The sequence below is a fragment of the Endobacterium panacihumi genome (genome assembly GCF_050847465.1).
GTDB classification, from domain to species: Bacteria; Pseudomonadota; Alphaproteobacteria; order Rhizobiales; family Rhizobiaceae; genus Neorhizobium; species Neorhizobium panacihumi.
Window position 1 is genome coordinate 21609 of sequence record NZ_JBOZRA010000006.1, and the last position, 22380, is coordinate 43988.

General features: G+C 60.3%; 24 protein-coding genes. 9 read left to right on the forward strand and 15 right to left on the reverse strand.

Annotation, left to right across the window (positions count from 1 at the left end; translation table 11 throughout):
* Positions 1-6: 6 nt before the first annotated feature.
* The 4 genes from ACRQ1B_RS21815 to ACRQ1B_RS21830 form a co-directional block, all read right to left on the reverse strand.
* Entirely contained in the window at positions 7-1512 is a 1506-nt protein-coding gene (locus tag ACRQ1B_RS21815) for an inorganic phosphate transporter (protein ID WP_432296179.1), read from the reverse strand.
* Positions 1513-1667: 155 nt separating this feature from the next.
* Positions 1668-2180, reverse strand: coding sequence for an NUDIX hydrolase (locus ACRQ1B_RS21820; protein ID WP_432296180.1), 513 nt, complete (start codon positions 2178-2180; stop codon positions 1668-1670).
* A gap of 313 nt (positions 2181-2493) precedes the next feature.
* The gene (locus ACRQ1B_RS21825; RefSeq protein WP_432296181.1) at positions 2494-3183 is read right to left on the reverse strand and encodes a L,D-transpeptidase; all 690 of its coding nucleotides are present in this window, start codon (positions 3181-3183) and stop codon (positions 2494-2496) included.
* Between the two features lie 190 nt (positions 3184-3373).
* Positions 3374-4213, reverse strand: coding sequence for a L,D-transpeptidase (locus ACRQ1B_RS21830; protein WP_489753112.1), 840 nt, complete (start codon positions 4211-4213; stop codon positions 3374-3376).
* A gap of 223 nt (positions 4214-4436) precedes the next feature.
* Here ACRQ1B_RS21830 and ACRQ1B_RS21835 point away from each other — a divergent pair, with 223 nt between their 5' ends.
* Positions 4437-5060, forward strand: a complete 624-nt coding sequence (locus ACRQ1B_RS21835) for a DNA-3-methyladenine glycosylase I (protein WP_432296183.1) — start codon at positions 4437-4439, stop codon at positions 5058-5060.
* Here the strand turns inward: ACRQ1B_RS21835 and ACRQ1B_RS21840 are convergent.
* From ACRQ1B_RS21840 to ACRQ1B_RS21860, 5 genes are all read right to left on the reverse strand, one after another.
* On the reverse strand, positions 5047-5757 hold the full coding sequence (locus ACRQ1B_RS21840; RefSeq protein WP_432296184.1) for an HAD family hydrolase: 711 nt from the start codon (positions 5755-5757) through the stop codon (positions 5047-5049). The two genes, ACRQ1B_RS21835 and ACRQ1B_RS21840, sit on opposite strands and share 14 nt — an antisense overlap.
* Positions 5758-5871: 114 nt before the next feature.
* Positions 5872-6291 (reverse strand): CopM family metallochaperone, encoded by a 420-nt coding sequence (gene copM, locus ACRQ1B_RS21845; protein WP_432296185.1) that lies wholly within the window; start codon positions 6289-6291, stop codon positions 5872-5874.
* A gap of 506 nt (positions 6292-6797) precedes the next feature.
* Positions 6798-7574, reverse strand: coding sequence for a hypothetical protein (locus tag ACRQ1B_RS21850; RefSeq protein WP_432296186.1), 777 nt, complete (start codon positions 7572-7574; stop codon positions 6798-6800).
* Between the two features lie 3 nt (positions 7575-7577).
* Entirely contained in the window at positions 7578-7847 is a 270-nt protein-coding gene (locus ACRQ1B_RS21855) for a type II toxin-antitoxin system RelE family toxin (protein ID WP_432296187.1), read from the reverse strand.
* Positions 7831-8064, reverse strand: coding sequence for a DUF6290 family protein (locus ACRQ1B_RS21860; protein ID WP_432296188.1), 234 nt, complete (start codon positions 8062-8064; stop codon positions 7831-7833). The genes ACRQ1B_RS21855 and ACRQ1B_RS21860 overlap by 17 nt, the downstream gene beginning before the upstream one ends.
* A 148-nt stretch (positions 8065-8212) precedes the next feature.
* Here ACRQ1B_RS21860 and hisS point away from each other — a divergent pair, with 148 nt between their 5' ends.
* The 4 genes from hisS to ACRQ1B_RS21880 all read left to right on the forward strand — a co-directional run bounded on the left by hisS (position 8213) and on the right by ACRQ1B_RS21880 (position 12367).
* Positions 8213-9733 carry a histidine--tRNA ligase gene (gene hisS / locus ACRQ1B_RS21865; protein ID WP_432296189.1) on the forward strand — a complete coding sequence of 507 codons (1521 nt, stop codon included), beginning with the start codon at positions 8213-8215 and terminating at the stop codon, positions 9731-9733.
* Positions 9734-9937: 204 nt separating this feature from the next.
* On the forward strand, positions 9938-11047 hold the full coding sequence (locus ACRQ1B_RS21870; RefSeq protein ID WP_432296190.1) for an ATP phosphoribosyltransferase regulatory subunit: 1110 nt from the start codon (positions 9938-9940) through the stop codon (positions 11045-11047).
* A 5-nt stretch (positions 11048-11052) separates the two neighbouring features.
* Positions 11053-11745 (forward strand): ATP phosphoribosyltransferase, encoded by a 693-nt coding sequence (gene hisG / locus ACRQ1B_RS21875; RefSeq protein ID WP_432296549.1) that lies wholly within the window; start codon positions 11053-11055, stop codon positions 11743-11745.
* A 13-nt stretch (positions 11746-11758) separates the two neighbouring features.
* Positions 11759-12367 carry a class I SAM-dependent methyltransferase gene (locus tag ACRQ1B_RS21880; RefSeq protein ID WP_432296191.1) on the forward strand — a complete coding sequence of 203 codons (609 nt, stop codon included), beginning with the start codon at positions 11759-11761 and terminating at the stop codon, positions 12365-12367.
* Between the two features lie 67 nt (positions 12368-12434).
* On the opposite strand, the gene ACRQ1B_RS21885 is transcribed toward ACRQ1B_RS21880, so the two are convergent.
* Entirely contained in the window at positions 12435-12890 is a 456-nt protein-coding gene (locus tag ACRQ1B_RS21885) for a DoxX family protein (protein ID WP_432296192.1), read from the reverse strand.
* Positions 12891-13140: 250 nt separating this feature from the next.
* On the opposite strand from ACRQ1B_RS21885, the gene ACRQ1B_RS21890 reads away from it, so the two are divergent.
* Positions 13141-13464 carry a hypothetical protein gene (locus tag ACRQ1B_RS21890; protein ID WP_432296193.1) on the forward strand — a complete coding sequence of 108 codons (324 nt, stop codon included), beginning with the start codon at positions 13141-13143 and terminating at the stop codon, positions 13462-13464.
* Between the two features lie 64 nt (positions 13465-13528).
* On the opposite strand, the gene ACRQ1B_RS21895 is transcribed toward ACRQ1B_RS21890, so the two are convergent.
* Positions 13529-15070, reverse strand: a complete 1542-nt coding sequence (locus ACRQ1B_RS21895) for a cation:proton antiporter (RefSeq protein ID WP_432296194.1) — start codon at positions 15068-15070, stop codon at positions 13529-13531.
* A gap of 204 nt (positions 15071-15274) precedes the next feature.
* On the opposite strand from ACRQ1B_RS21895, the gene ACRQ1B_RS21900 reads away from it, so the two are divergent.
* Positions 15275-16204 carry a transglycosylase SLT domain-containing protein gene (locus ACRQ1B_RS21900; RefSeq protein WP_432296195.1) on the forward strand — a complete coding sequence of 310 codons (930 nt, stop codon included), beginning with the start codon at positions 15275-15277 and terminating at the stop codon, positions 16202-16204.
* 16 nt (positions 16205-16220) lie between these two features.
* On the opposite strand, the gene ACRQ1B_RS21905 is transcribed toward ACRQ1B_RS21900, so the two are convergent.
* From ACRQ1B_RS21905 to ACRQ1B_RS21920, 4 genes are all read right to left on the reverse strand, one after another.
* The gene (locus ACRQ1B_RS21905) at positions 16221-16805 is read right to left on the reverse strand and encodes a hypothetical protein (RefSeq protein ID WP_432296196.1); all 585 of its coding nucleotides are present in this window, start codon (positions 16803-16805) and stop codon (positions 16221-16223) included.
* Between the two features lie 322 nt (positions 16806-17127).
* Positions 17128-18771: a chaperonin GroEL gene (groL, locus tag ACRQ1B_RS21910; RefSeq protein WP_432296197.1), complete on the reverse strand. Its 1644-nt coding sequence runs from the start codon at positions 18769-18771 to the stop codon at positions 17128-17130.
* 68 nt (positions 18772-18839) lie between these two features.
* Positions 18840-19136, reverse strand: coding sequence for a co-chaperone GroES (gene groES / locus ACRQ1B_RS21915; RefSeq protein WP_112732659.1), 297 nt, complete (start codon positions 19134-19136; stop codon positions 18840-18842).
* Positions 19137-19351: 215 nt separating this feature from the next.
* Positions 19352-19876, reverse strand: coding sequence for a hypothetical protein (locus ACRQ1B_RS21920; RefSeq protein ID WP_432296198.1), 525 nt, complete (start codon positions 19874-19876; stop codon positions 19352-19354).
* A 189-nt stretch (positions 19877-20065) separates the two neighbouring features.
* Between ACRQ1B_RS21920 and chrA the strand changes: the two genes are divergently transcribed.
* Positions 20066-21409 carry a chromate efflux transporter gene (chrA, locus tag ACRQ1B_RS21925; RefSeq protein WP_432296199.1) on the forward strand — a complete coding sequence of 448 codons (1344 nt, stop codon included), beginning with the start codon at positions 20066-20068 and terminating at the stop codon, positions 21407-21409.
* Positions 21410-21531: 122 nt separating this feature from the next.
* Positions 21532-22380, forward strand: a complete 849-nt coding sequence (locus ACRQ1B_RS21930; protein WP_432296200.1) for a TIGR01459 family HAD-type hydrolase — start codon at positions 21532-21534, stop codon at positions 22378-22380.

A 22380-nucleotide genomic window follows, 5' to 3' on the forward strand; every position in this document is an offset into this window, starting at 1 on the left:
TGGCGATCAGAGGAAGATCGCGAACATGATCAGGCTCATAACGGCGGAAAGGCCGGCTGCGCAAGGAAGAGTGATCATCCATGCGGCAATGATGCTGAGGAAATGCGAACGGCGCACCAGATATCGGTGGCGGAATTCGTAATCGTTGCGCTCGAACGGCTCCACCGTATCAAGCTCGTCACCGGCGCGAACGCGCACATATTCATAACGCCGGCGGGAATGGCGGGTATACCATTCGCGAAAGAAACCGACGCCGAACACGGCGCCCACGGCAATATGGGTGGAGGATACCGGCAGACCCACCCAGGATGCGGTGATCACCGTCAGAGCCGTCGAGAGCGATACGCAATAGGCACGCATCGGATTGAGCTTGGTGATTTCGGAACCGACGAGCTTGACCAGTTTTGGACCGTATAGAAGCAGGCCGAGCGAAATGCCGAGACCGCCGATCACCAGCGCCCACATCGGCACCTCGATATGGCCGATCACCCCGTGCTGCGATGCCGAAACGATGGCCGCCAACGGACCGATGGCGTTCGATACATCGTTTGCGCCGTGCGCGAACGACATCAGCGCGGCTGCGAAAACCAGCGGAATGCGGAAAAGCCTGCGCAGCGACTGGTTGCGGTTTTCCAGTCCTTCCGCCTGTCTGGCGATGACCGGCGCCAGCAACCGCCAGGAAACGACACCGCTGACAAGGGCTATGATCGTTGCGGTCAACGCCGAAACATCGATCAGCTGGCCAAGGCCGACCACCGCCAGATAACCGGAAAACGCGCCGGTCATGATGCCGATCAGCACCGGCACCCAGAGTTTGGCGCCGGCGATCTTGTCGCTGCGGTAGATGATGGTTTCCTTGATGAGATAGAGAAAACCGGCGGCGAAGATGGCGCCCAGCAGCGGCGAGACCATCCAGCTTGCGGTAATGCGGCCGACCGTTCCCCAGTCCACGGCCGAAAGCCCGGCTGCGGCCATGCCCGATCCCATCACGCTGCCGACGATCGAGTGGGTGGTGGAAATCGGCCAACCCAGCCAGGTGGAGAGGTTGATGAAGATCGCTGCCGACAGGAGGGCGGCCATCATCGCCCAGATCATCACCTCCGGTCCGGTGATAACGCCTTCGCGCATGATGCCGTTGGCGATCGTTTCTGCCACATGGCCGCCACCGATGACAGCGCCGGCGATCTCGAACACGGCGGCCAGTGCAAGCCCGAACCCCATGGTCATGGCGCGGGCGCCGACCGCGGCACCGATATTGTTGGTAACGTCATTGGCGCCGATGTTCATCGCCATATAACCGGCAATCGCGGCGGCACAAACGATCAGCACGACATCGGCCCGGCCGGTGACAAAACTGCCGGCCATTACCGCCATCAGGATCAGAAAGATCAGTGCCGTACCGTGAATCGCAATGCCACGCCCGAGATAGCGGGTTGCTTCCTCGAGGCGGGATATCTTTGCAAGATCCTTGTCCAGCGTCGGCTTGGCCAGACGCGGCTTTTTGACGGTCATCCCTGATGTCCTGATAATCACGCGTTGGACCGGGCCAATGGCCGGGTCTTGCGCCCTTTGGGTGTCGGCCCAAGGTCGGCGCACGCTCTAGAACGGATTTGTGGATATAGTGTGCCGCGCGCCTTTTTCGGAAAGGACTGGGGCGGTGGATCGGCTTAGCCGGCCATGGTTGCCTGCACGCCCTCCGGTGCGACGTCCTGCGCCCGTCCACCGAACCGCAGGAGCAATTCCTTCAGTTCCGGTTCGTTCACACGTTTGGCCGCTTCTTCGCAGCTGACCCATTCCAGCTTGCGGCTGCCCTTTTCAGGGAAAGCCTTCAGCATTTCTTCGACTTCGAGCGCATGCACCTGCACGCGCACCGGCACTTTCATGCCGTTCGACAATGTTTTGCGATAGTGGAAATAACCGAGCGGCTCCTTGGCGACCTTGCCCTTCACGCCGGCTTCCTCGTAAGCCTCGCGTTCGGCAACCGCATGCGCCTTCTTGCCTTCCATCGGCCAGCCCTTGGGGATCACCCAGCGGCCGGTATCACGACTGGTCATCACTAGCATTTCCAGTTGACCCGCCTGCTTTTTGCGGACGCGATAGCACAGCGCCGCATATTGCTGCCGCGGCGGTCGCTGCAACATCAGACGGACATTGGTGGTAACGCGGTCGATAAAGCCCAATTTCTGCGAATCTCCTATATGATTCAATGCTAATACATGCTTTAACTGTCACAATCGAGAGTATATTCTCTTTTGGTAAAAGAGAATCACTGCCTCTTCCTGTGCATTCTATTGATTGTGATCGCAGGAAAATCTGCGTCAAGCGGCGCTTTGCACAGCTGTTCACTTATCCAGATAATACGGCAAATTCTGTTCTCAATACGACAGAAATGTCGGATTCTGCATGGATTTGCGACAGTTCCGCGGCGTTTTCATGCCGTCCGCACGAAACTGTACAATCCGGCAGGGACTTGCCCCTGCCGGATTGCAGGAATTAACCACCAAAAATGGTTCGGAAAATATCGACGCCACGATCCTTGAAGGCCACGTCGCCCGGCTTCGAGCCCGGGCCGATGACGACGACCTTGGCGCCGACGGCAGCGCGCGCATAAAGATGCTCGACATCCTTATTCATCAGGCGAATGCAGCCGGATGACAGGTTGAGGCCGATCGACCAGGGCTGGTTGGTGCCGTGAATGCGGAAAATGGTGTCGCGGCCGCCCTTGTAGAGATACATGGCGCGTGCGCCGAGCGGGTTTTCCGGGCCGCCCTTCATGACCACCGGCAGCTTGATGCCGCGACGGGCTTCGCGGGCGCGCATTTCGGCCGGCGGCGTCCATGTCGGCCATTCCGCCTTGCGGCCGATCTTCACTTCGCCCGACCAGCCAAAACCTTCGCGGCCGACACCGATACCGTAACGGGTGGCGCGGTTGCCGCCTTCGACGAGGTAAAGGAACTTGTTGTTGGTATCGACGATGATGGTGCCCGGCGCTTCATTGGTGGCGAAGCGGACCATGCGACGCTTGAATTTTTCCGGAACCGGCTTGTTGCGCACCGACGGCGCGACATCGCTTGCCGTCGTCTGCGGCTGGCGCGACTGTGCCGATGCCTGCGTGGCCGGCAGCGCCAGTGACATGCTCAAACCCATCGCGGCGATGGCGAACACCATTTTACTCGACTTCATCGAGACCCCCTTCAATACAAAAAGCCGGGACAAGATGTCCCGGCGTGCTGGGTACGGCAAGATGAGGCATGGCAAATGTGAGCAACCGGACAGCATTATGCGCAGGGCATCGTGTCTATCTTGTCACAATGGCCCGGGCAAAATACCGCATACCATAAGCCCAGTCAGATGAGGCAGGCAGATCCGCCGGTCAGATGACGATCACGCGGGTGCCGACCTTCACGCGCTCATAAAGATCGGTGACGTCTTCGTTGCGCATGCGGATGCAGCCGGAGGACACGGCGCTGCCGATCGTCCAGGGCGCATTGGTGCCGTGGATGCGGTAGAGCGTCGAGCCGAGATACATGGCGCGTGCGCCGAGCGGGTTTTCCGGTCCGCCTTCCATGCGTGCCGGCAGGTAATGGCCCTTGGCTGCCTCTCGCGAAATCATTTCCTGCGGCGGCACCCATGTCGGCCATTCCGCCTTGCGGGTGACCTTGTGTTCGCCCGCCCATTCAAAACCCGGCTTGCCGACGCCGACGCCGTAGCGCATTGCCTGTCCGTTGCCTTCGACGAGATAGAGAAAGCGGTTGTTGGTATCGATGACGATGGTGCCGGCTGGATATTGCGTTTGATAGGAAACGGTCTGCGGCAGGAATTGCGGCTCGAGCCTGCCCTGGATGACCGGCAGGTCCGCACGCCGCATGGCCACCTGCTGGGCACCCTGCGACTGGCGGGCCGGGCGGGCGGCACGCGACGGGGCGGGCGGGAACAGGTCCTGGCGGTTCTGGGCATTGCGACGCGGCTGGTAAGAGCGCGGCTGGCCATATTGCGGCTGCGGAGCGGCGGTGCGGTAACGCGGCGCTGCCTGACGCGGTGCCTCGCCAAGCTGCATCAGCCATGGTGCCGTCAGGTCAGGGCTGACCATAACGGGGGGACGCTCGCGATAACGATCCTGCGCGCGTGCCGGCGCGGCGGTCAAAGCCGTCGTTACGCCGAGGGCCAGAAACCCGAGAATTTTTGCGGAAAGCAGGCTGTTCTTCATCGTCATCGGCTCCAACACGTTTACTTGCCCGATTGCGGGGTTTGGCATCCGCGTCCGGTTTTGATCCTGGCGAAACCTTGGGTCGAATTCACAAGCGAATGGTAAATTTGGCGTCGGTTGAAGACTTCGCTTTGTGTAAAGCTTTCAGCAGGGTTACCGGGTGGTTGGAAGACGTGGTTGACGTGTTATGAATGGTGAGGACAGCGCGTTAACAGTAGGAAGATCCGGCATGGCAGGCATTATCGAAGGTGACGACGGAAAATTCCGCTGCGCCTGGCATGGCGGTCTGGAGGATTACCGCCGTTACCATGACGAGGAATGGGGGCGTCCCGTCACCGACGATGTTCGCCTGTTTGAAAAGATCTGCCTGGAAGGCTTTCAGTCCGGATTGTCCTGGCTGACCATTCTGCGCAAGCGCGAAAATTTTCGCGCAGCCTTTGCCGGTTTCGATTTCGACAAGGTCGCCACGTTCGGCGAAGACGATGTCGCCCGCTGCCTCGCCGACGCCGGCATCATCCGCCATCGCGGCAAGATCGTCTCCACCATCAACAATGCCCGCCGCGCGGTCGCCCTGCGGGAAGAATTCGGCTCGCTGGCAAAATTTTTCTGGAGTTATGAGCCGCAGGCGCACGAGCGCCCGGATGTCATGGACCTCGAAACGCTGCGCGCCAATCCAACCACACCGGTTTCCACGCGTCTGTCGAAAGACCTGAAAAAGCGCGGCTGGACCTTTGTCGGCCCGACCACCGTTTATGCCTTCATGCAGGCCATGGGCATGGTCAACGACCACCTCGACGGTTGCTTCTGCCAACCTGAAATCGACCGGCTGAGAGCCGCTTTCAAGCGCCCATGATCTGATCGAGAATTTTCGGCAGTTCTCCGAGATGGGCGATCTGGCGGAAACGCGGCGCGTCGGTGGGCGGCTCCACCTGTTCCAGAACCCAGGTCAGTTCGTGCGGCACGAACACGCCGTAGGCGCCGGCGGCAATGGCCGGCACGATGTCGGATTTCAGCGAGTTGCCGATCATCATCGCCCGTTCCGGCCCATCCGCCACGCGTGAAAACACGCGGCGATAGGTGGTGGCGGTCTTGTCTGAAACGATTTCCACCGCATCGAAAAAATCGCCGAGCCCGGATTGCGCCAGCTTGCGTTCCTGATCGAACAGGTCGCCCTTGGTGATCAGGACGAGCATGTAATTGCCGGACAGTGCTTCCAGCGTCTCGCGCACATGGGGCAGTGTTTCCACCGGATGCCGCAGCATCTCGCGGCCGACATCGAGGATTTCGCCGATGGTGCGCGCCTCGACCTTGCCGTCGGTCACCTCGATCGCGGTCTCGATCATCGACAGCATGAAACCCTTGATGCCGTAACCGTAGAAATCGAGATTGCGCTTTTCCGCTTCCAGCAGCTTTTCCGAAACGACCTCATGCTCGGCAAACTCCTTGAGCAGGCCGGTAAAATGGCTTTCGGTCAATCGAAAGAACTGCTCGTTCTGCCACAGCGTGTCATCGGCATCGAAGCCGATCGCGGTAATCGGGCGCATGGTCATGACAAAAATCCTCCAGCCGGACTATGCCGAGGGCAAGGATGTCCGGCAAGGCAGAAAGATTTTTGCCGAGATCGGGGCGAAATCCGAAAACTCCGCCCCGACGATATTGCAGTTTTACCTGGCGTGCGCCTTCAGCCATTCCTTCATGTCGGCGATCTCGGCTGTTTGCGCCGCGATGACCGCTTCCGCGAGCTTGCGGATTTCCGGGTCCTTGCCGTGTTCCAGTTGCACCTTGGCCATGGCGATCGCGCCTTCGTGATGCGGGATCATGCCGCGTACGAAATCCACGTCGGCATTGCCGGTGAACTTGATGGCCATGTCCTTGTGCATGGTGTTGTTGGCTTCGGCAAAGGCCAGCGAGGAGGGCGTTTTTGCGGCATCGCCCAGTGGCATTTCGGCGTCGATGCCATCGGTGCATCCTGCACTGGCGTGGCTGGGGGCTGGATGGGCATGGTCATCATGTTCGTCGGCGGCAAGCGGGCCTGCGCTCATGAGCACGATGGCCAGGCAGATCCCGATAGCGTTTTTAAGCATGGTCGTTTCCTTGGTTTTTCAGATTTTCAGATTGCAGACATAACCGGGAAACGGGATCGGGGAGGTGGTTCGGCGACCGCCGGACCATGCGGCGTCAGAATCTGGCTGAACAGCGGAATACGGTGAGAGACGTCTGGTCGCCGGAAGCCGTGACGCCTTGCGTCCGGTTGCAGCATGAAACAGCTGGCGCAGAATGCCGCCATGCAATCCTCGCAGGCGTCCGGGCAGCTTTTCAGGAACGCATTGCAGTTTTTCGCATGCCCGTTCGCAGGCGAAACGCTCACAAGGATAGGCGGCGGCGTGGACACGAGGCGCGCGTGAAGATGCACCGCATTTTCCGCGACGACCGGCCAGGCCTGTTGCAAGACAGCCGACTTCGCCCACATCGGAGTGGCGGCGTAGAGCAGACAGGCAAGGACCATCAGGGGCGCGGAAAAGCGTGACATGTCGTGAGGCTAGTCGATGATTGTGGCAATGCAATCCACGCGTGGGCGGTGAAATTGCGCTCAATCAGTCCTGCGGCCGAATACCGCGGTGGCGATCACATCATGCACGACCTGATAGTCCCGGCTTTCTTCGCCGAGAGGGGCCACCGGCCAGGACCATTGTGCTGCAGCCGGTGGTGGCGTGATGCCGTGGAGGAGGTCGCTGTCTTCCCGCACATGGCCGGTTCGGCCGCTCACGCGGTAACGGGTATCGGTCAGCAGGGCCACTTTGCAGGGCAGCCCGGCAAGACCGTTCAGATGCGCAGCAATCAGTTTTTGCACGACCTCGGTCGTGTCGCCGCTTTTGTCCGCCTCCAGCCTGCGCGTCGCGCCGACACCGATCTGCGACAGGATGTTGGCGGAGATGACCAGATCGAGCCAAGGCACCTGCCGCAGGAAAGCGAGCGGCTCCGTTTCCCGCCCCGCCAGCACATCGTCAAAACCGGAAAGATCCCGGGAAATCAGACGCACATTGCGAATGCGTCTGGCGCTCAGCCACATCCGCACGCTGGCCAGATGCACGAGATCGACCAGCACGACCGTATCGAAGGTTTTCGCAAGAAACGCCATCGGCACATCACGCAACAGGCCGGAGCCCAGCACGACGACGGTGCGGCGCTCTCTCATACCGGAGACGGTGTCGCGCACAAAAGTCTGGCACTGCGCCTCATGTGCCGCCCAATCTTTCGCGCAACGTCCGGCGCGCGACCACAGATTGACGGAGTAGAGGATGAACGGTCGGAATGGTTTGGGCGTGACGGGGAGGGTGGCCGCATATTGAATGGTTTCGAGGAGCATGAATTAGCGATAAATTTCCCGGCGATGGCCGACTTCAACGACCAGTACGACAAGCTTTTTGTCCTGTATGTCGCAGATGATCCGATAGTCGCCAACCTTGTATCGCCAGAGATGGTTGAATTGCTGCCCTTCAAGGGCGCGGCCGACAGTACGGGGATTGGCAAGAGGTGCGACACGCGTATCGAGATAGGAAATAATGCGCTCGGCATTCTGCTTTCCTATTTTGCGCAGCTGCTTGCGAGCCTTGTCGTCGATTTCAATCGTCCAGGCCAAGTTCGCTTTTCACTTCTTCAAGCGTATAGGTCCGGCTTTCACCGCGTTCACGCGCGGCCATCACCTCTTCTGCACGCTTCAGAAAATAAGCGTCTTCCAGCTTTTCCTCCAGCAGATCGATCATGTAGGCATTGGGATCCGTGCCCGCTTCCTCGGCAAACCGTAGGATCAGTCGATGCATCTCGTCCGGCATTTCGATCGTGACACGCTTGTTCATGGCGATGATCCCTTCAAGGTCGCCATTCTATACCATCGCGCGCCACTCTTCGCCAGCGGCCGCCCTTGCCGCACAAGGCGTGTTCCTCTAAGAAACCGCACAAGAATTCGGCCTTTCCCAAAGGCTGCGAAGCAATGGATATCCGATCATGAGCGACAAACAGAAGAAGCCCCAGAAACTCAAGGCCCGCCTGCCGCGCGGTTTTGTCGACCGCTCGGCTGCCGATATCCATGCCACCAACGAGATGACGGCCAAGATCCGCGAAGTATACGAGCGTTATGGTTTCGATCCGGTCGAAACGCCGCTGTTCGAATATACCGATGCGCTCGGCAAATTCCTGCCCGACAGCGATCGCCCCAACGAAGGTGTGTTTTCGCTGCAGGACGATGACGACCAGTGGATGTCGCTGCGTTACGACCTGACCGCGCCGCTTGCCCGCCATGTCGCGGAAAACTTCAACGAGATCCAGCTGCCTTTCCGCACCTATCGCGCCGGTTATGTGTTCCGTAACGAAAAGCCGGGTCCGGGCCGTTTCCGCCAGTTCATGCAGTTCGATGCCGATACGGTTGGCGCACCGGGCGTGCAGGCCGATGCCGAAATGTGCATGATGATGGCCGACACGATGGAAGCGCTCGGCATCAAGCGTGGTGACTATGTGATCCGTGTCAACAACCGCAAGGTTCTGGATGGCGTCATGGAAGCCATCGGTCTTGGCGGTGACGACAAGGCTGGCCAGCGCCTCAACGTGCTGCGGGCCATCGACAAGCTCGACAAGTTCGGCCCGGAAGGCGTGAAGCTTCTGCTCGGCGAAGGCCGCAAGGATGAATCCGGCGACTTCACCAAGGGCGCTGGGCTGAATGAAGAGCAGATCGAAAAGGTCCTGTTCTTCGTCGGCATCAAGGATTACGCCGAAAGTGCTGCTCAGCTCGCCGAACTCGTGGCCGGCACCGCCAACGGTGGCGAAGGCGTCGAAGAATTGAACACCATCGGCGCGCTGGCGACCGGCGCAGGCTACGGCCCGGAGCGCATCAAGATCGATCCCTCCGTCGTGCGCGGCCTCGAATATTACACCGGCCCTGTCTTCGAAGCCGAACTCACCTTCGACGTCACCAATGAAAAGGGCGAAAAGGTCGTTTTCGGATCCGTTGGCGGCGGTGGCCGTTATGATGGTCTGGTGTCGCGTTTCATGGGCCAGCCGGTTCCGGCCACAGGCTTTTCCATCGGCGTCTCGCGTCTTATGACGGCGCTGAAAAATCTGGGCAAGCTGGGGCAGGATGACGTTGTCGCTCCCGTTCTCGTCACCGTCATGGATGGCGATGTCGAGAGCATGGGCCGTTACCAGCGTTTTACGCAGGCTTTGCGCGCCGAAGGCATTCGCGCCGAAATGTATCAGGGCAACTGGAAGAAATTCGGAAACCAGCTGAAATATGCCGACCGTCGTGGCTGCCCGATCGCCATCATTCAGGGCGGCGACGAGCGTGCGGAAAGCGTTGTGCAGATCAAGGACCTGATCGAGGGCAAGCGTCTTTCCGGCGAGATCGAGGACAATGCGTCTTGGCGTGAAGCCCGCGTGGCGCAGGAAACCGTTGCCGAGGCCGAACTGGTGGCCAAGGTGAAGGACATTCTCGCCGCACAGGCGGAAGATCGCAGGCGGTCGAAGGATGTTTGATTTGATTGATGTGTGCGGCCTGCCCCTCACCCAGAGCGCAGAATCTGCGCTCCACCTCTCCCCGCAGGCGGGGAGAGGGGACGCACCCCGCTCGGCATCAATGGCTGGGCGAGAGGGTACGGCATATCCCTTCTCCCCGTCTGAACGGGGAGAAGGTGGCGGCAGCCGGATGACGGGCTACGCCAAGCCCGGCGAGGTATGCCCATGCCTCTGATCAACATGCCGGAATTTTCCGGACGTCTGCTCGATGAATTTGCCGCCCGTGGCACGGCGCGCATCGATACGCCCGTCATCCAGCCGGCAGCACCGTTTCTCGACATGGCGGGCGAAGACTTGCGTCGCCGCATTTTCCTCACCGAAAGCGAAACCGGCGAGAGCCTCTGCCTGCGCCCTGAATTCACCATTCCCGTCTGCCTGCGCCATATCGAAAGTGCCACCGGCACGCCGCGCCGTTACGGTTACCTCGGCGAGGTGTTTCGCCAGCGCCGCGAGGGCGATAACGAGTTTTATCAGGCTGGTATCGAAGACCTCGGCGAAGCCAATATCGCTTCGGCCGATGCCCGCGCCGTCAACGATGCGGTGCAGATCCTCGAAGCCCTCATTCCGGGTCGCAAGCTGGATGTGACGCTCGGCGATCAGGCGGTATTCGAGGCGGTGGTCAAGGCGCTCGGCCTTCCCGGCGGTTGGCAGAAGCGGCTGATCCAGTCGTTTGGCAACAATGCACATCTGCGCCAGTTGCTGATGACACTGGCAAGCCCGCAAGCACCCTCCGGCCTGTCGCCCGAGCTTTCCGCCTTGTTGGCCAAGGACGATGCGGCACTGATCGCCCATATCGACCAGACGATGCAGGATACCGGCTACTCCACCAATGCCAGCCGTTCGCCCGGAGAGATTGCCGCGCGCCTGAAGGAAAAGCAGGCGTTGACGGAGACGCGGTTGGATAGCTCGGCGCTGGCGCTTCTTACCGAATTCCTGTCGCTGGAAATGCCGCTGTCGCAGGCGCCGTCCGCCCTTGCCGGTTTTGCCGATGCGGCGGGTCTGGCACTGGGCGCGGCTCTCGTTACCTTCGAGGCACGCACGGCCGCGATGGAAGATCTGGGCATGGATCTCGACAAGGTCACCTATCGCGCCGCCTTCGGGCGTCCGCTCGATTATTATACCGGCCTCGTCTTCGAGGTCAGCCGCGATAATGCGGTGCTTGCCGGTGGCGGCCGTTTCGATCGGCTGATGACGCTGCTGGGCGCCAATGAAGACATTCCGGCTGTGGGCTTCTCGCTCTGGCTCGACCGGATCGAACAGGCGAGGGCGCGCTGATGTCCATCATTACCATTGCTCTGCCCTCCAAGGGCCGCATGAAGGAAGATGCTTCCGCCATCTTTGAGCGCGCCGGCCTGCCCATCGTCGCCGTCGGCAATGAACGCTCCTATCGTGGCAGGATCGAAGGTCACGATGATATCGAGATCGCCTTCCTGTCCGCCTCCGAGATTGCCCGCGAGATCGGGGCTGGTACGGTGGATTTCGGCGTCACTGGCGAAGATTTGATCCGCGAAGGTCTGATCGATGCCGACGCCAAGATGGAAATCGCTGCCCGCCTCGGTTTCGGCCATGCGGATGTCGTGGTCGCCGTGCCGGAAATCTGGCTGGATGTCGACACCATGGCCGATCTGGGTGACGTTGCCGCCGATTTTCGCGCCCGTCATGGCCGCAGGCTTCAGATCGCCACCAAATACTGGCGGCTGACGCAGCAGCATTTTTCCGCCCAGCACGGCATTCAGCTGTACCGGATCGTCGAAAGCTTAGGGGCCACCGAAGGCGCACCGGCAGCGGGGCAGGCGGATATCATCGTCGATATCACCTCCACCGGTTCGACGCTGAAGGCCAACCATCTGAAAATCCTGTCGGATGGCGTGATCCTGAAGTCGGAAGCCTGCCTCGTTCGCGCCCGCAAGGCCGAGCACGAGACGGATGCGCGGGTGAAAACGATCGTGGACGCGGTTCGCTCCGTTCTCTGATGGTGTCTGTGTAATGTCGGGCGAAGACGCCAATATCATCGATCTCTACGAGCGGCATGCGCTGGGTTTCGACCAGTTGCGCGGCCGCACCCTGTTTGAAAAACCGTGGCTGGATCGTTTCAGGGCGCTCGTTCCTGCGCGCGGCCATGTGCTCGATCTCGGTTGTGGCAGTGCCGAACCGATTGCCGGCAGCCTGATCCGCGACGGTTACCGCCTCACCGGCGTCGATACATCCCAGACGCTGATCGGGCTGGCGCGGGAACGGTTTCCGGGCGTCGCCTGGTATAACGAGGACATGCGCAAGTTTTACATCCCGACAAAATTCGACGGGATCATCGCCTGGCACAGCTTCTTTCACCTCAACCCGGATGACCAACGGGAAATGTTCCGACGTTTTGCGGTCATGACCGCGCCGGGCGCGGCACTGATGTTCACGTCCGGCCATTTCGAAGGCGTGGCGATGGGCGAATTCGGCGGCGAACCGCTCTATCACGCCTCGCTGCCGGCCCGCGAATATGCCGAGTTGCTTGGAAAGAACCGCTTCGATCTGGTCGCCCACACGGCGCAGGACCCGCAATGCGGCGGCGCCACGGTTTGGCTTGCGCGGCGGCGAAGCGCCTGAAAACAAACAAATGCCCGCCGGATGCGATCCGGCGGGCTCATCTGTTCGGGCAGGGAATGGGGGGATATTACCCTGCGATTGCGACAGAACCACGGCGGGCATCAATCGAGTACAGACCCGGGCCGAATGTGGCGAGCAGGATATAGGCGCCTGCCAGCGTAAAATTCTTCTGCAGCATGATGCCGTTGAGCGCATTGATCCAGCCAAGTGCGGCATCCGGCCAGCCGGGAACGGCAACTGTGCCGGAGTGGAACATGACGCCTGTAAACACGCAGAACAGCGCCAGCGCCCAGCCGACGATACGGGTCTGGAAGCCGACGAGAACGGCAAGGCCGGTGACGAATTCAAACAGGCCGGCGAGATAGGCAAGGGCTGTTGCGGCGGGCAGGCCGGCACCGGTGATCATGCCGGCAGTGCCGGAAGGATCGACCAGCTTGCCGAAACCGGCGGTGATGAAGATGTAGGACAAAAGAATACGGGCAACCAGAATGATGACGTTGCCGGTCTGCGTGTTGGCGGACATTTCGGTTTCTCCAGATCGCGGCCGTCAGGCGGCGTTTGTTTCGGTGAGCCATATGTGCGCCATCTTCTTCGTGTCCGATAGATGAACGAAAGTTGACGGATTGTCGTCAATTGATGAACGGTGCAATGTCATGAAAATGTGCTTCCTGAACGGAACCTTCATCCGGGGTTCAGGGTTGAAGCGCCACTTTGGTTTTTATCGAAAACAGAATGTCCCAAGCGAAGACATCGCGCCGATCAGGAGGATACCCATGAAAAAGATCATCATCAGCGCTCTCGCCCTGCTGACCATCACCTTTGCCGCCGCGCCGATGGCGCAGGCCCAGACCTATCGCAGCGAGGCGCGTGAATCGCGTCAGGATTATCGCATCCACCGCAGCGCCCGTCGTGGCGATCTGACGCCGCGCGAATATCGCCAGCTGCAGCGCCAGCAGCATCGCATCGATCGCGCCAAGCGCCATGCCGCCCGCGACGGTTATGTTTCGCCGCGCGAACGCCGTCAGGTTGAGCGCATGCAGAACCGCGCCTCGAAAAACATCTATCGCAAGAGCCATAACGGCCGCGGCTATTATTGATCCGCGCTGAAGCGGCAGATCTATGGCCGTCCGATTCCCAAAGGGGTCGGGCGGTTTTTTATGGTCAGCTTTCCTCGATCCGCCTGGCATCAGCGGGCAGCACGGAAAGCTCCCGCCAGTCGATCTCTTCCAGAAGAAAATTGTATTCCTCGACATTGATCAGTTGTTTCGAGCGCAGATATTCCAGTTTTTCGCGCTGGGCGGCAATCGCCTTCAAGGCCAGCTTCCGATAGGTGTCGAGCGATTTTTCCGCGTCTTCATCCGTCACCGCGGTGCGCTCGATCGAAAACTTGTTGCGCAGCAATTCCGCTTCCGGGCCTGAAATGTCTGCCAGCCGCGAAAGCCCCGCCTGGGCGATCTTTCCGCGCAATTGCATCAGTTCGCCGTGGCCGGCATCCCGCCGGTCCAGCCCCAGCCAACGGATGAGCGGCGTCAGCGTCAGGCCTTGCACGACCAGGGTCGCCAGCACCACCGCAAAGGCGGTCAGCACCACGATGTCCCGTTGCGGAAAATCGGTGGGCAAAGCGAAGGCCGTGGCCAGCGTGACGAGACCGCGCATGCCGCACCAGCCGGCCAGCAGCGATTGCGTCACCGTGGCCGGCTCCGGCTCGCCGCGCCGCACCACGAACCAGGCGTGGATGCGGTTGAAGCCGACGCAGATGACGAGCCGCACGATGACCACGACGGCGATGACGACGCCGGCAAAAACGATGGCCTGCCCCAGATGCCCGGCTTCCATCTGCCGGACGATGTCGCGCACCTGCATGCCCATCAGCAGGAAGGCCATGACGTTGAGTACGAAGACGACGGCGGTCCACACCGCGTAGGATTGTACCCGCATGCGCGCTGAAGCGCGCGCCTCGGTGGTGCGGGCCAGCGCCATGGCGAAGGTGACGATGGCAAGCACCGCAGACAGCTCCAGCCGCTCGGCGACGATCCAGAGCAGAAAGGTCTGCACGAATTGCAGCACGATGCCGCCCAGCGTGCCGGCCACGAAACGGGTCAGGCGCCGCACGAACCATGCCGCGGCGAGGCCGAGCAGAATGCCGCCCGGCACGGCAAGACCCAGATGCACCGCCACGTCGGTATCCACCCCGCCGGCCGACTGGATGGCGAGCGCTGCATCGAAGATCAGAAGCGCTGCGGCATCGTTGAACAGGCTTTCGCCGCGCAGGATGGTGTCGGTATCGCGCGGAATGGCCATGGAGGAGAGCACGGCGGTGGCTGCGGCCGCATCCGGCGGCGCCACGATGGCGCCAAGCACGAGGGCTGCGGCAAAGGGCAGGCCGGCAAAAGCCCAGCCGATCCATGCGACGCTTGCAGCGGTGAGAATGACGCCGCCGATCGCAAACACCAGAAGCGGCAGCCAGAAACGTTTTGCCGTACCGACCGGAAAATCGAAGGCGGCATCGAGCAGGGCGGGGGCGATGAACAGCGCCAGCGCCACATGCGGATCGAGCGAAATGTAAGGCATGCCCGGCACCAGCGCGACCGCCGCCCCCGCCATGGCAAGCATGGAAGGGTAGGGCACGCCGAGCCTGCGCGAAAACTGCAGAAGCACGACGGCGACAAGCAGAAGGATGAGCAGGCTTTCAAAAAAGCTCATGCGGGTATCCTGATGGCAAAGAGGGCGGCGCAGTGTGCGAGGGGACACCGTTCTTGACGTTAGATAGGCGAGAAGAGGCGGTTGGCCATGGGCGGTATCGACAAAGGCAAAGGCTGGCACGGTGGCCTGCCGACGGTCGTTGCATGAAAGATAAAGCTTGTTAGGATTACGCCGCGCTACCGATCAATCCCTGAGGCTGCATCAATGGGCATTCCGCGGCGATCCCTGTTCCGGGCCGGCGCTCTTTTGCTGGTCGCAGGCAGCGTCTGCGTGTCTCTCGATGCCATAGCCGAAGAGGAAGTCGGCAATCAGCCGTGTCTTTACGAACGATCCGGCGGCGCTGATCCGCTCTGCATTCGTCGCGACACATTCAACACCGATCTCTGCCGCACAATCGAACATTTTGCCGAAAAGCATGCCGTTCCGCCGGCCTTTTTCGCCCGCCTCATCTGGCGGGAAAGCCTGTTCCGGCCGGAAGCCGTCAGCCCCAAAGGGGCGGAGGGGATCGCCCAGTTCATGCCGGGCACGGCGCGCATGCGTGGTCTCGCCAACAGTTTTGACGTGATCGAGGCGCTCGATGCATCGGCCAGATATCTTGGCGAGATGAAAACCCGTTTCGGCAATTTCGGTTATGCCGCTGCCGCCTATAATGCCGGCGAAAACGGCCTTGCGCGCTTCCTGTCGAACGACCGGCTGCCCATCGAAACCCGCGATTACGTTTTTGCTATCACCGGCGCCACGATCGAGATGTGGCGGGACAAGCCGCCTGAAACGGCAGCGCCGGAACTGGACGACACCCTGCCGTTCCAAAAAGCCTGCACGGTTCTGGCCGATACAAGGCGGATGAACGAACCGGTCTTTGCCGGTTCTGCCGATTGGGCGCCCTGGGGCGTGCAGCTTGCCGGGCATTATCGCCTGGCCGTCGTCGATCGCCTGTTCACCCGCGCCATCCTGCAACTGCCGGCACCGCTCAATGCCGAGCGTGCGCTGATCGTGCGCCAGCGTGGCGGCAACTTTGGTTATCGCCCGCGTTATGCCGCAAGGATCGGCCGCGAGACACGCGAAGAGGCAAACAGGCTGTGCGCGGCGATCAGGGCGGAAGCGGTGCCGTGTACGGTGTTCAGGAACCGGTAGCTAATCCTGGTCAGGTCTAACGAAGAGGGAACAGCAATATTGCCCGCTCCTGCGTGGCTTCCACGAATGATGTCTCATCAACGTCCGAGACGGGAAGATAGGTGGATTTGTTCGGGGCATGGAACAGCAGGATGCCGTAATGCTGAAAGGCGTCAACCGTATCGCAGGTTAGCATTCCTCCCGACGTCAGCTTGATTTGTGCAGTCGGCTTGCAGGGGAGCGAGGCATCTCGGGCTTCACTGAAATAGTCGGAGCCGATCCAGCCTGTGGCGAACCACAGCACAACAAGGCTGACACGTCCGGCAATGCCGGTATTCAGCAGGAGCGATTTGGTGAAAATCAGCAGGAAGCCGAGCAGGAGTGAAACTGTCGCAGACAAGCCCAAGGCGGCCCAGATCGGAAAGGTCAATGCAGCGGCAATGATGATGGCACCTGCCGGAATCTTGTCGCCAGCACGAAGCCGCTTAGAATGCCAGCGAAAATACTGCGCCGGCGTTTCATGTGTTGGTCCCGCCGCCAGCCACTCAAAACCGATGATGACCGCAAATGTAGACAGGAACCAGAAAAAGCTCTGCCAGCTGAAGACGATCTGGCCAAACATTTCCCACGTGTTTTCCGGCAGGGGCGGGGAGAGCGGGATAATCTGTCCGGCATGCACGCCGAGGACGGCTGCTGCCACGGAAGCGACCGAAACCCAGAATGGTCCGCGCGCCGTGTTCTCCGATGAATCCGCAGTCGCGGTGCTGGCCATGAACAAGTCCCGTCATCTTTTCCCCACTGCATAACTAATGCGTTGTTTTTGCCGGACAATGTTCAGAACGTGGAATGGTGGTGCTTGTCGCCGGACAACACGAAAAAGGGCGGCCTTGCGACCGCCCTTTCCGTAACTGAACCGTTTGGCTCAGACATAAGACCTTTCGGTCTTACATCATGTCCATACCGCCCATGCCGCCCATGCCGCCAGGCATGCCGCCGCCAGCTGCTTCCTTCTTCGGAAGTTCGGCGATCATGGCTTCGGTGGTGATCAGCAGCGAAGCAACCGAAGCTGCGTTCTGCAGAGCCGTGCGAACAACCTTGACCGGGTCGACGATGCCCATGGCGATCATGTCGCCATATTCAGACGTCTGGGCGTTGTAGCCGTAGTTGTCTTCGTTCTTCTCGAGGATCTTGCCGACAACGATGGAGGCTTCGTCACCAGCGTTTTCAGAGATCTGGCGAACCAGAGACTGCAGAGCGCGGCGAACGATGTTGACACCAGCTTCCTGGTCGTCGTTTGCACCCTTGACGGTGATCTTGGAAGCCGAACGCAGCAGGGCAACGCCGCCGCCCGGTACGATGCCTTCCTGAACAGCAGCGCGCGTTGCGTTCAGAGCGTCATCGATGCGGTCCTTGCGTTCCTTGACTTCGATTTCGGTCGAGCCGCCAACGCGGATGACGGCAACGCCGCCAGCGAGCTTGGCAAGACGTTCCTGCAGCTTTTCGCGGTCGTAGTCCGAAGTGGTTTCTTCGATCTGCGCCTTGATCTGGGCTACGCGGCCTTCAATGTCAGCCTTCTGGCCGGCGCCGTCGACGATCGTCGTGTTTTCCTTGGAGATCGAAACCTTCTTGGAACGGCCGAGCATGTCGAGGGTGACGTTTTCGAGCTTGATGCCGAGGTCTTCGGAGATGACGGTGCCGCCCGTGAGGATGGCGATGTCTTCCAGCATGGCCTTGCGGCGATCGCCGAAGCCCGGAGCCTTGACGGCAGCAATCTTCAGGCCGCCACGCAGCTTGTTGACGACGAGGGTCGCAAGAGCTTCGCCTTCAACGTCTTCAGCGATGATGACGAGCGGCTTGCCGGTCTGAACGACAGCTTCGAGAACCGGCAGCATGGCCTGGAGGTTCGAGAGCTTCTTTTCGTGCAGGAGGATGAAGGCGTCTTCGAGGTCCGCGATCATCTTTTCCGGGTTGGTCACGAAGTAAGGCGACAGGTAGCCGCGGTCGAACTGCATGCCTTCGACGACTTCGAGTTCGGTTTCAGCGGTCTTGGCTTCTTCGACGGTGATAACACCTTCGTTGCCAACCTTCTGCATGGCTTCAGCAATGTCGTTACCGACCTGCGTGTCGCCGTTTGCGGAGATCGTGCCGACCTGGGCAACTTCAGCCGAGGTGGAGATCTTCTTTGCCTTGGCCTGCAGGTCCTTGACGACTTCCAGAACGGCGAGGTCGATACCGCGCTTCAGGTCCATCGGGTTCATGCCGGCAGCAACAGCCTTGGCGCCTTCGCGAACGATCGCGCGGGCCAGAACGGTTGCCGTCGTGGTGCCGTCGCCGGCGATGTCGTTGGTCTTCGAAGCAACTTCGCGGACCATCTGGGCGCCCATGTTTTCGAACTTGTCTTCCAGTTCGATTTCCTTGGCGACCGATACACCGTCCTTGGTGATGCGCGGAGCGCCGAAGGACTTGTCGATAACGACGTTACGACCCTTCGGGCCGAGGGTGACCTGCACTGCGTCAGCGAGGATGTCGACGCCGCGCAGCATCTTTTCGCGCGCAGAGCGGCCGAACTTTACTTCTTTAGCTGCCATTTTGAGAACTCCTAGAGCTTCAGCTCAATGGTGATTTCTGATTGTCGGATGGAGAAGATCGGCTAAAATCAGCCGATGATGCCCATGATGTCGGATTCCTTCATGATCAGAAGGTCGACGCCATCGAGCTTGACTTCGGTGCCCGACCACTTGCCGAACAGAACGCGGTCGCCAACCTTGACGTCGAGAGCGTTGAGCGTGCCCTTGTCGTCGCGAGCGCCCGGGCCAACAGCGATGATTTCGCCTTCAGCCGGCTTTTCCTTGGCGGTGTCAGGGATGATGATGCCACCCTTGGTCTTTTCTTCGGACTCAACGCGCTTGACGACAACGCGATCGTGCAGGGGGCGGAAAGTTGTGCTTGCCATTGTCTAATCCCTCGATCAAATGACATGGACGGGCCGGTGAGGCCCGCGTGATGGGTGTTAGCACTCTCCATATGTGAGTGCCAGCGCAACCGAGATAAGACCGGTCCAACCCTGAGTCAAGGAAGCCCCGTAAAATTTCGCTACAGGGCACAAGGGGCATGCGAAACAACGTTAACGGCGTTGTGTGGCGAGAATTTAACGCCACGCCCTGCTGCTTATGCGCCGCAATGCAGTTGCGGCAGAAGCGAGCGGAAAACAGCCTCGGTGTTGGCCGAAATCTTTTCCCGGTCGGCCAGAGGAGCAGTGCCTCGCACGGTCAACACCTTGCCGCCGTTATACAGGGCGTAACGGCGCTGGACCTTTTCGCCAAACTTGTTTTCGAGCGTGTAACCGACGGATGGTCCTTCGACAAACGTCTTTGCGCTGCAATTCGGGCCGGTTTTCAGGCATTTCTCGGTCAGGGTGGCGGCGGTTATGGTGCCGTCTCGCAAGCCTTGTTCCCGGTCGTCGTTCGCGCCCAGAAAAATCGCTATCGTGCGCGTATCCGCGCAGTCGGCGCATATGATCTGCGCAGAGCCGTCGTCCATGGGATCAACGGTAAAACCTTCGCCCACAATCGCCGGGTCAAGCTTGAGGTCGCGAACTTTCTCCGTGCAGAAGCCGGATTGCGCATGTGCTTGTGCTGCCCCGAGCGCGAGGAAAAGTGAGAAACTCAATGCTGCTTTTGCAGATATGCGCATATTTGTTCTTATCCGAATGTGTTTTGAAGCTAACAATACTGGTTATATGACCGTAACGCTTGTGTCTGAACAGAGGCTAGGAAGTGTAGCCGTGGCAGGGTCACAACCCGTAAGCTTCGTCATATGGCCTTTACATGACGTTTTTAGGGAACGCCTTGCGGCCATAATGTCGCAGGGCAAGAGGAACACATGACGGCAATTGACGGTGCGGACAGGCAGGATGGCACGCGACCCACTCTTTCAGAGCTGACCGGCGTGTTCGCCCGCATCGGTGTCTTGAGTTTCGGCGGTCCCGCCGGGCAGATCGGCATGATGCATCGCAGTCTGGTGGAAGAAAAACGCTGGATCTCTGAAGAGCGTTTTCTGCATGCGCTGAATTACTGCATGCTTTTGCCGGGGCCGGAGGCGCAGCAGCTTGCCACCTATATCGGCTGGCTGGTCGGTGGCATAAGAGGCGGCATCATTGCCGGCCTGCTGTTCATCCTGCCGGGCCTGTTCGTGATGATCGGCCTCTCGGCGGCCTACGCGCTGTGGCAGGAAACGACATGGCTGGATGGCCTGTTTTTCGGCCTGAAGGCTGCGGTGCTGGTGATCGTCGTCGAGGCGGTGATCCGGCTTGGCCGCAAAACACTGAAGACTGGATTTTTGCGCGTCATTGCCGCTCTGGCTTTTGTCGCTTTGTTTTTTTTCGGCCTGCCGTTTCCGCTGGTCGTGCTGGGTGCCGGCCTTGCCGGTTTTATTGCCGCGAAAATGGGCGACACTCCCAACCTGCCGCTCGCCCAAACGACCGACCTGCCAAAGAAGAGCCGTCCGTTGCGCGCGATCGCTTCGTTGCTTTTATGGATCGCCGTCTGGCAGGCACCGCTGTTTTTGCTCTGGGCGCTCCATGCGCCCGAAAGCCTCGCTGCGATGTTTTCGTTCTTTTCGCGCATGGCGCTGGTCACCTTTGGCGGGGCCTATGCTGTGCTCGCTTATGTGGCGCAGGTGGCGGTGGAGGATTACGGCTGGCTGCGCCCCGGCGAGATGGTGGATGGTCTGGCGCTGGCCGAAACCACACCGGGTCCGCTGGTTCTCGTTCTCTCCTTCGTCGGTTTCCTCGTCGGCTTTCGCGAGGCATCCGGGCTCGGTGTCATTGCTGGCGGCGCCTTGGGCGCGGTGCTGGTGGCATGGGCCACCTTCGTGCCAAGCTTCATTTTTATCTTCGCCGGTGCGCCGTTCATTGAGCGGCTGCGCGGCAATGCCGTAATGTCGGCGGCGCTCTCGGCGATTACCGCTGCCGTGGTTGGCGTCATCCTCAATCTGGCTTTGTGGTTTGGCCTGCACGTCCTCTTCACGGAAGTGATCAAGCTGCCGATCGTTCCCTCGCTTGGCTTCACCGCGTCCATGCCGGTCCTCTCCAGCATCGATCCCGCAGCCGTCGCGCTCTTTTTTGTGTCCGCGCTGCTGCTGTTTCGTTTCAAACTCGGTCTTGTGCCGGTTCTCTGTTTCTGCGCTATCGCCGGCCTTGCGCTGCGGCTGTCGGGCCTTGCGTGATCCGCGCCCTGCATGTGACGCTCGGGTGAAATATCGCCGGTGAACAGCAAATGCCCTTGCCATCGTCATTGTGCTTTGCGAGATGAACGCCTGATTTTTCTAAAAAGAACGGACAGGCAGGCATGACACAGCGTATCCAGAACCTGAGCGACGTGACGGGCGCCTACGACGTCGTTCTCTCCGATGTCTGGGGTGTCGTGCACAACGGCGTCGAAGCCTTTCCGCAGTCCTGCGAAGCATTGGCCGCGGCCAGCAAGGCCGGCTCCACCGTCGTCCTGATCACCAATTCGCCGCGCCGTTCCGCCGATGTCATCACGCAGATGCGGGCGCTGAACGTTGCCGACGAGACCTATGACCGCATCGTCACATCCGGCGATGTCACCCGCAAACTGATCGCCGAAGGCCCGAAAAAGGTGTTTCTGCTCGGCCCCGAGCGCGACATGAACCTGCTTGATGATCTCGGTGTCACCGTCACCTCGGCGGAAGAGGCGGAAAGCATCGTCTGCACCGGCTTTTTCGACGACGAAAAGGAAGTGCCGGAAGATTATACCGACATGCTGAAGGCATGGGTTGCCCGCGACCTGCCGTTCATCTGCGCCAACCCGGACCTGATCGTCGAGCGCGGCCACAAGATGATCCCCTGTGCCGGCGCCGTTGCCGCCTATTACGAACAGCTTGGTGGCAAGAGCCAGATTGCCGGAAAGCCGCATCACCCGATCTACGAAGCGGCGATTGCGCAGGCTGAAGAGGTGCGAGGGCCAGTCGAGCGCTCGAAAATCCTTGCCATCGGCGACGGCATGCCGACCGATGTGCGCGGCGCGCTTTCACAAGAACTCGACCTGCTCTATATCAGCGGCGGCATCCATGCTGCCGAATACACGGTGGGCGGCCAGACGGACGAAGCGATCCTGAAGGCCTGGCTCACCGCTCAAAATGCCACGCCAAAATTCTGGATGCCACGGCTGGCCTGA

Coding starts and splice junctions, on each gene's coding strand:
- ACRQ1B_RS21830 (WP_489753112.1), bottom strand. CDS start 4,213: ATGACGATGAAGAACAGCCTGCTTTCCGCAAAAATTCTCGGGTTTCTG.
- ACRQ1B_RS21815 (WP_432296179.1), bottom strand. CDS start 1,512: ATGACCGTCAAAAAGCCGCGTCTGGCCAAGCCGACGCTGGACAAGGAT.
- ACRQ1B_RS21885 (WP_432296192.1), bottom strand. CDS start 12,890: ATGTCCGCCAACACGCAGACCGGCAACGTCATCATTCTGGTTGCCCGT.
- hisS (WP_432296189.1), top strand. CDS start 8,213: ATGAGCGACAAACAGAAGAAGCCCCAGAAACTCAAGGCCCGCCTGCCG.
- chrA (WP_432296199.1), top strand. CDS start 20,066: ATGACGGCAATTGACGGTGCGGACAGGCAGGATGGCACGCGACCCACT.
- ACRQ1B_RS21840 (WP_432296184.1), bottom strand. CDS start 5,757: ATGACCATGCGCCCGATTACCGCGATCGGCTTCGATGCCGATGACACG.
- ACRQ1B_RS21895 (WP_432296194.1), bottom strand. CDS start 15,070: ATGAGCTTTTTTGAAAGCCTGCTCATCCTTCTGCTTGTCGCCGTCGTG.
- ACRQ1B_RS21870 (WP_432296190.1), top strand. CDS start 9,938: ATGCCTCTGATCAACATGCCGGAATTTTCCGGACGTCTGCTCGATGAA.
- groL (WP_432296197.1), bottom strand. CDS start 18,771: ATGGCAGCTAAAGAAGTAAAGTTCGGCCGCTCTGCGCGCGAAAAGATG.
- ACRQ1B_RS21825 (WP_432296181.1), bottom strand. CDS start 3,183: ATGAAGTCGAGTAAAATGGTGTTCGCCATCGCCGCGATGGGTTTGAGC.
- ACRQ1B_RS21860 (WP_432296188.1), bottom strand. CDS start 8,064: ATGAACAAGCGTGTCACGATCGAAATGCCGGACGAGATGCATCGACTG.
- ACRQ1B_RS21900 (WP_432296195.1), top strand. CDS start 15,275: ATGGGCATTCCGCGGCGATCCCTGTTCCGGGCCGGCGCTCTTTTGCTG.
- ACRQ1B_RS21880 (WP_432296191.1), top strand. CDS start 11,759: ATGTCGGGCGAAGACGCCAATATCATCGATCTCTACGAGCGGCATGCG.
- groES (WP_112732659.1), bottom strand. CDS start 19,136: ATGGCAAGCACAACTTTCCGCCCCCTGCACGATCGCGTTGTCGTCAAG.
- ACRQ1B_RS21920 (WP_432296198.1), bottom strand. CDS start 19,876: ATGCGCATATCTGCAAAAGCAGCATTGAGTTTCTCACTTTTCCTCGCG.
- ACRQ1B_RS21850 (WP_432296186.1), bottom strand. CDS start 7,574: ATGCTCCTCGAAACCATTCAATATGCGGCCACCCTCCCCGTCACGCCC.
- copM (WP_432296185.1), bottom strand. CDS start 6,291: ATGCTTAAAAACGCTATCGGGATCTGCCTGGCCATCGTGCTCATGAGC.
- ACRQ1B_RS21835 (WP_432296183.1), top strand. CDS start 4,437: ATGGCAGGCATTATCGAAGGTGACGACGGAAAATTCCGCTGCGCCTGG.
- ACRQ1B_RS21930 (WP_432296200.1), top strand. CDS start 21,532: ATGACACAGCGTATCCAGAACCTGAGCGACGTGACGGGCGCCTACGAC.
- ACRQ1B_RS21905 (WP_432296196.1), bottom strand. CDS start 16,805: ATGTTTGGCCAGATCGTCTTCAGCTGGCAGAGCTTTTTCTGGTTCCTG.
- ACRQ1B_RS21890 (WP_432296193.1), top strand. CDS start 13,141: ATGAAAAAGATCATCATCAGCGCTCTCGCCCTGCTGACCATCACCTTT.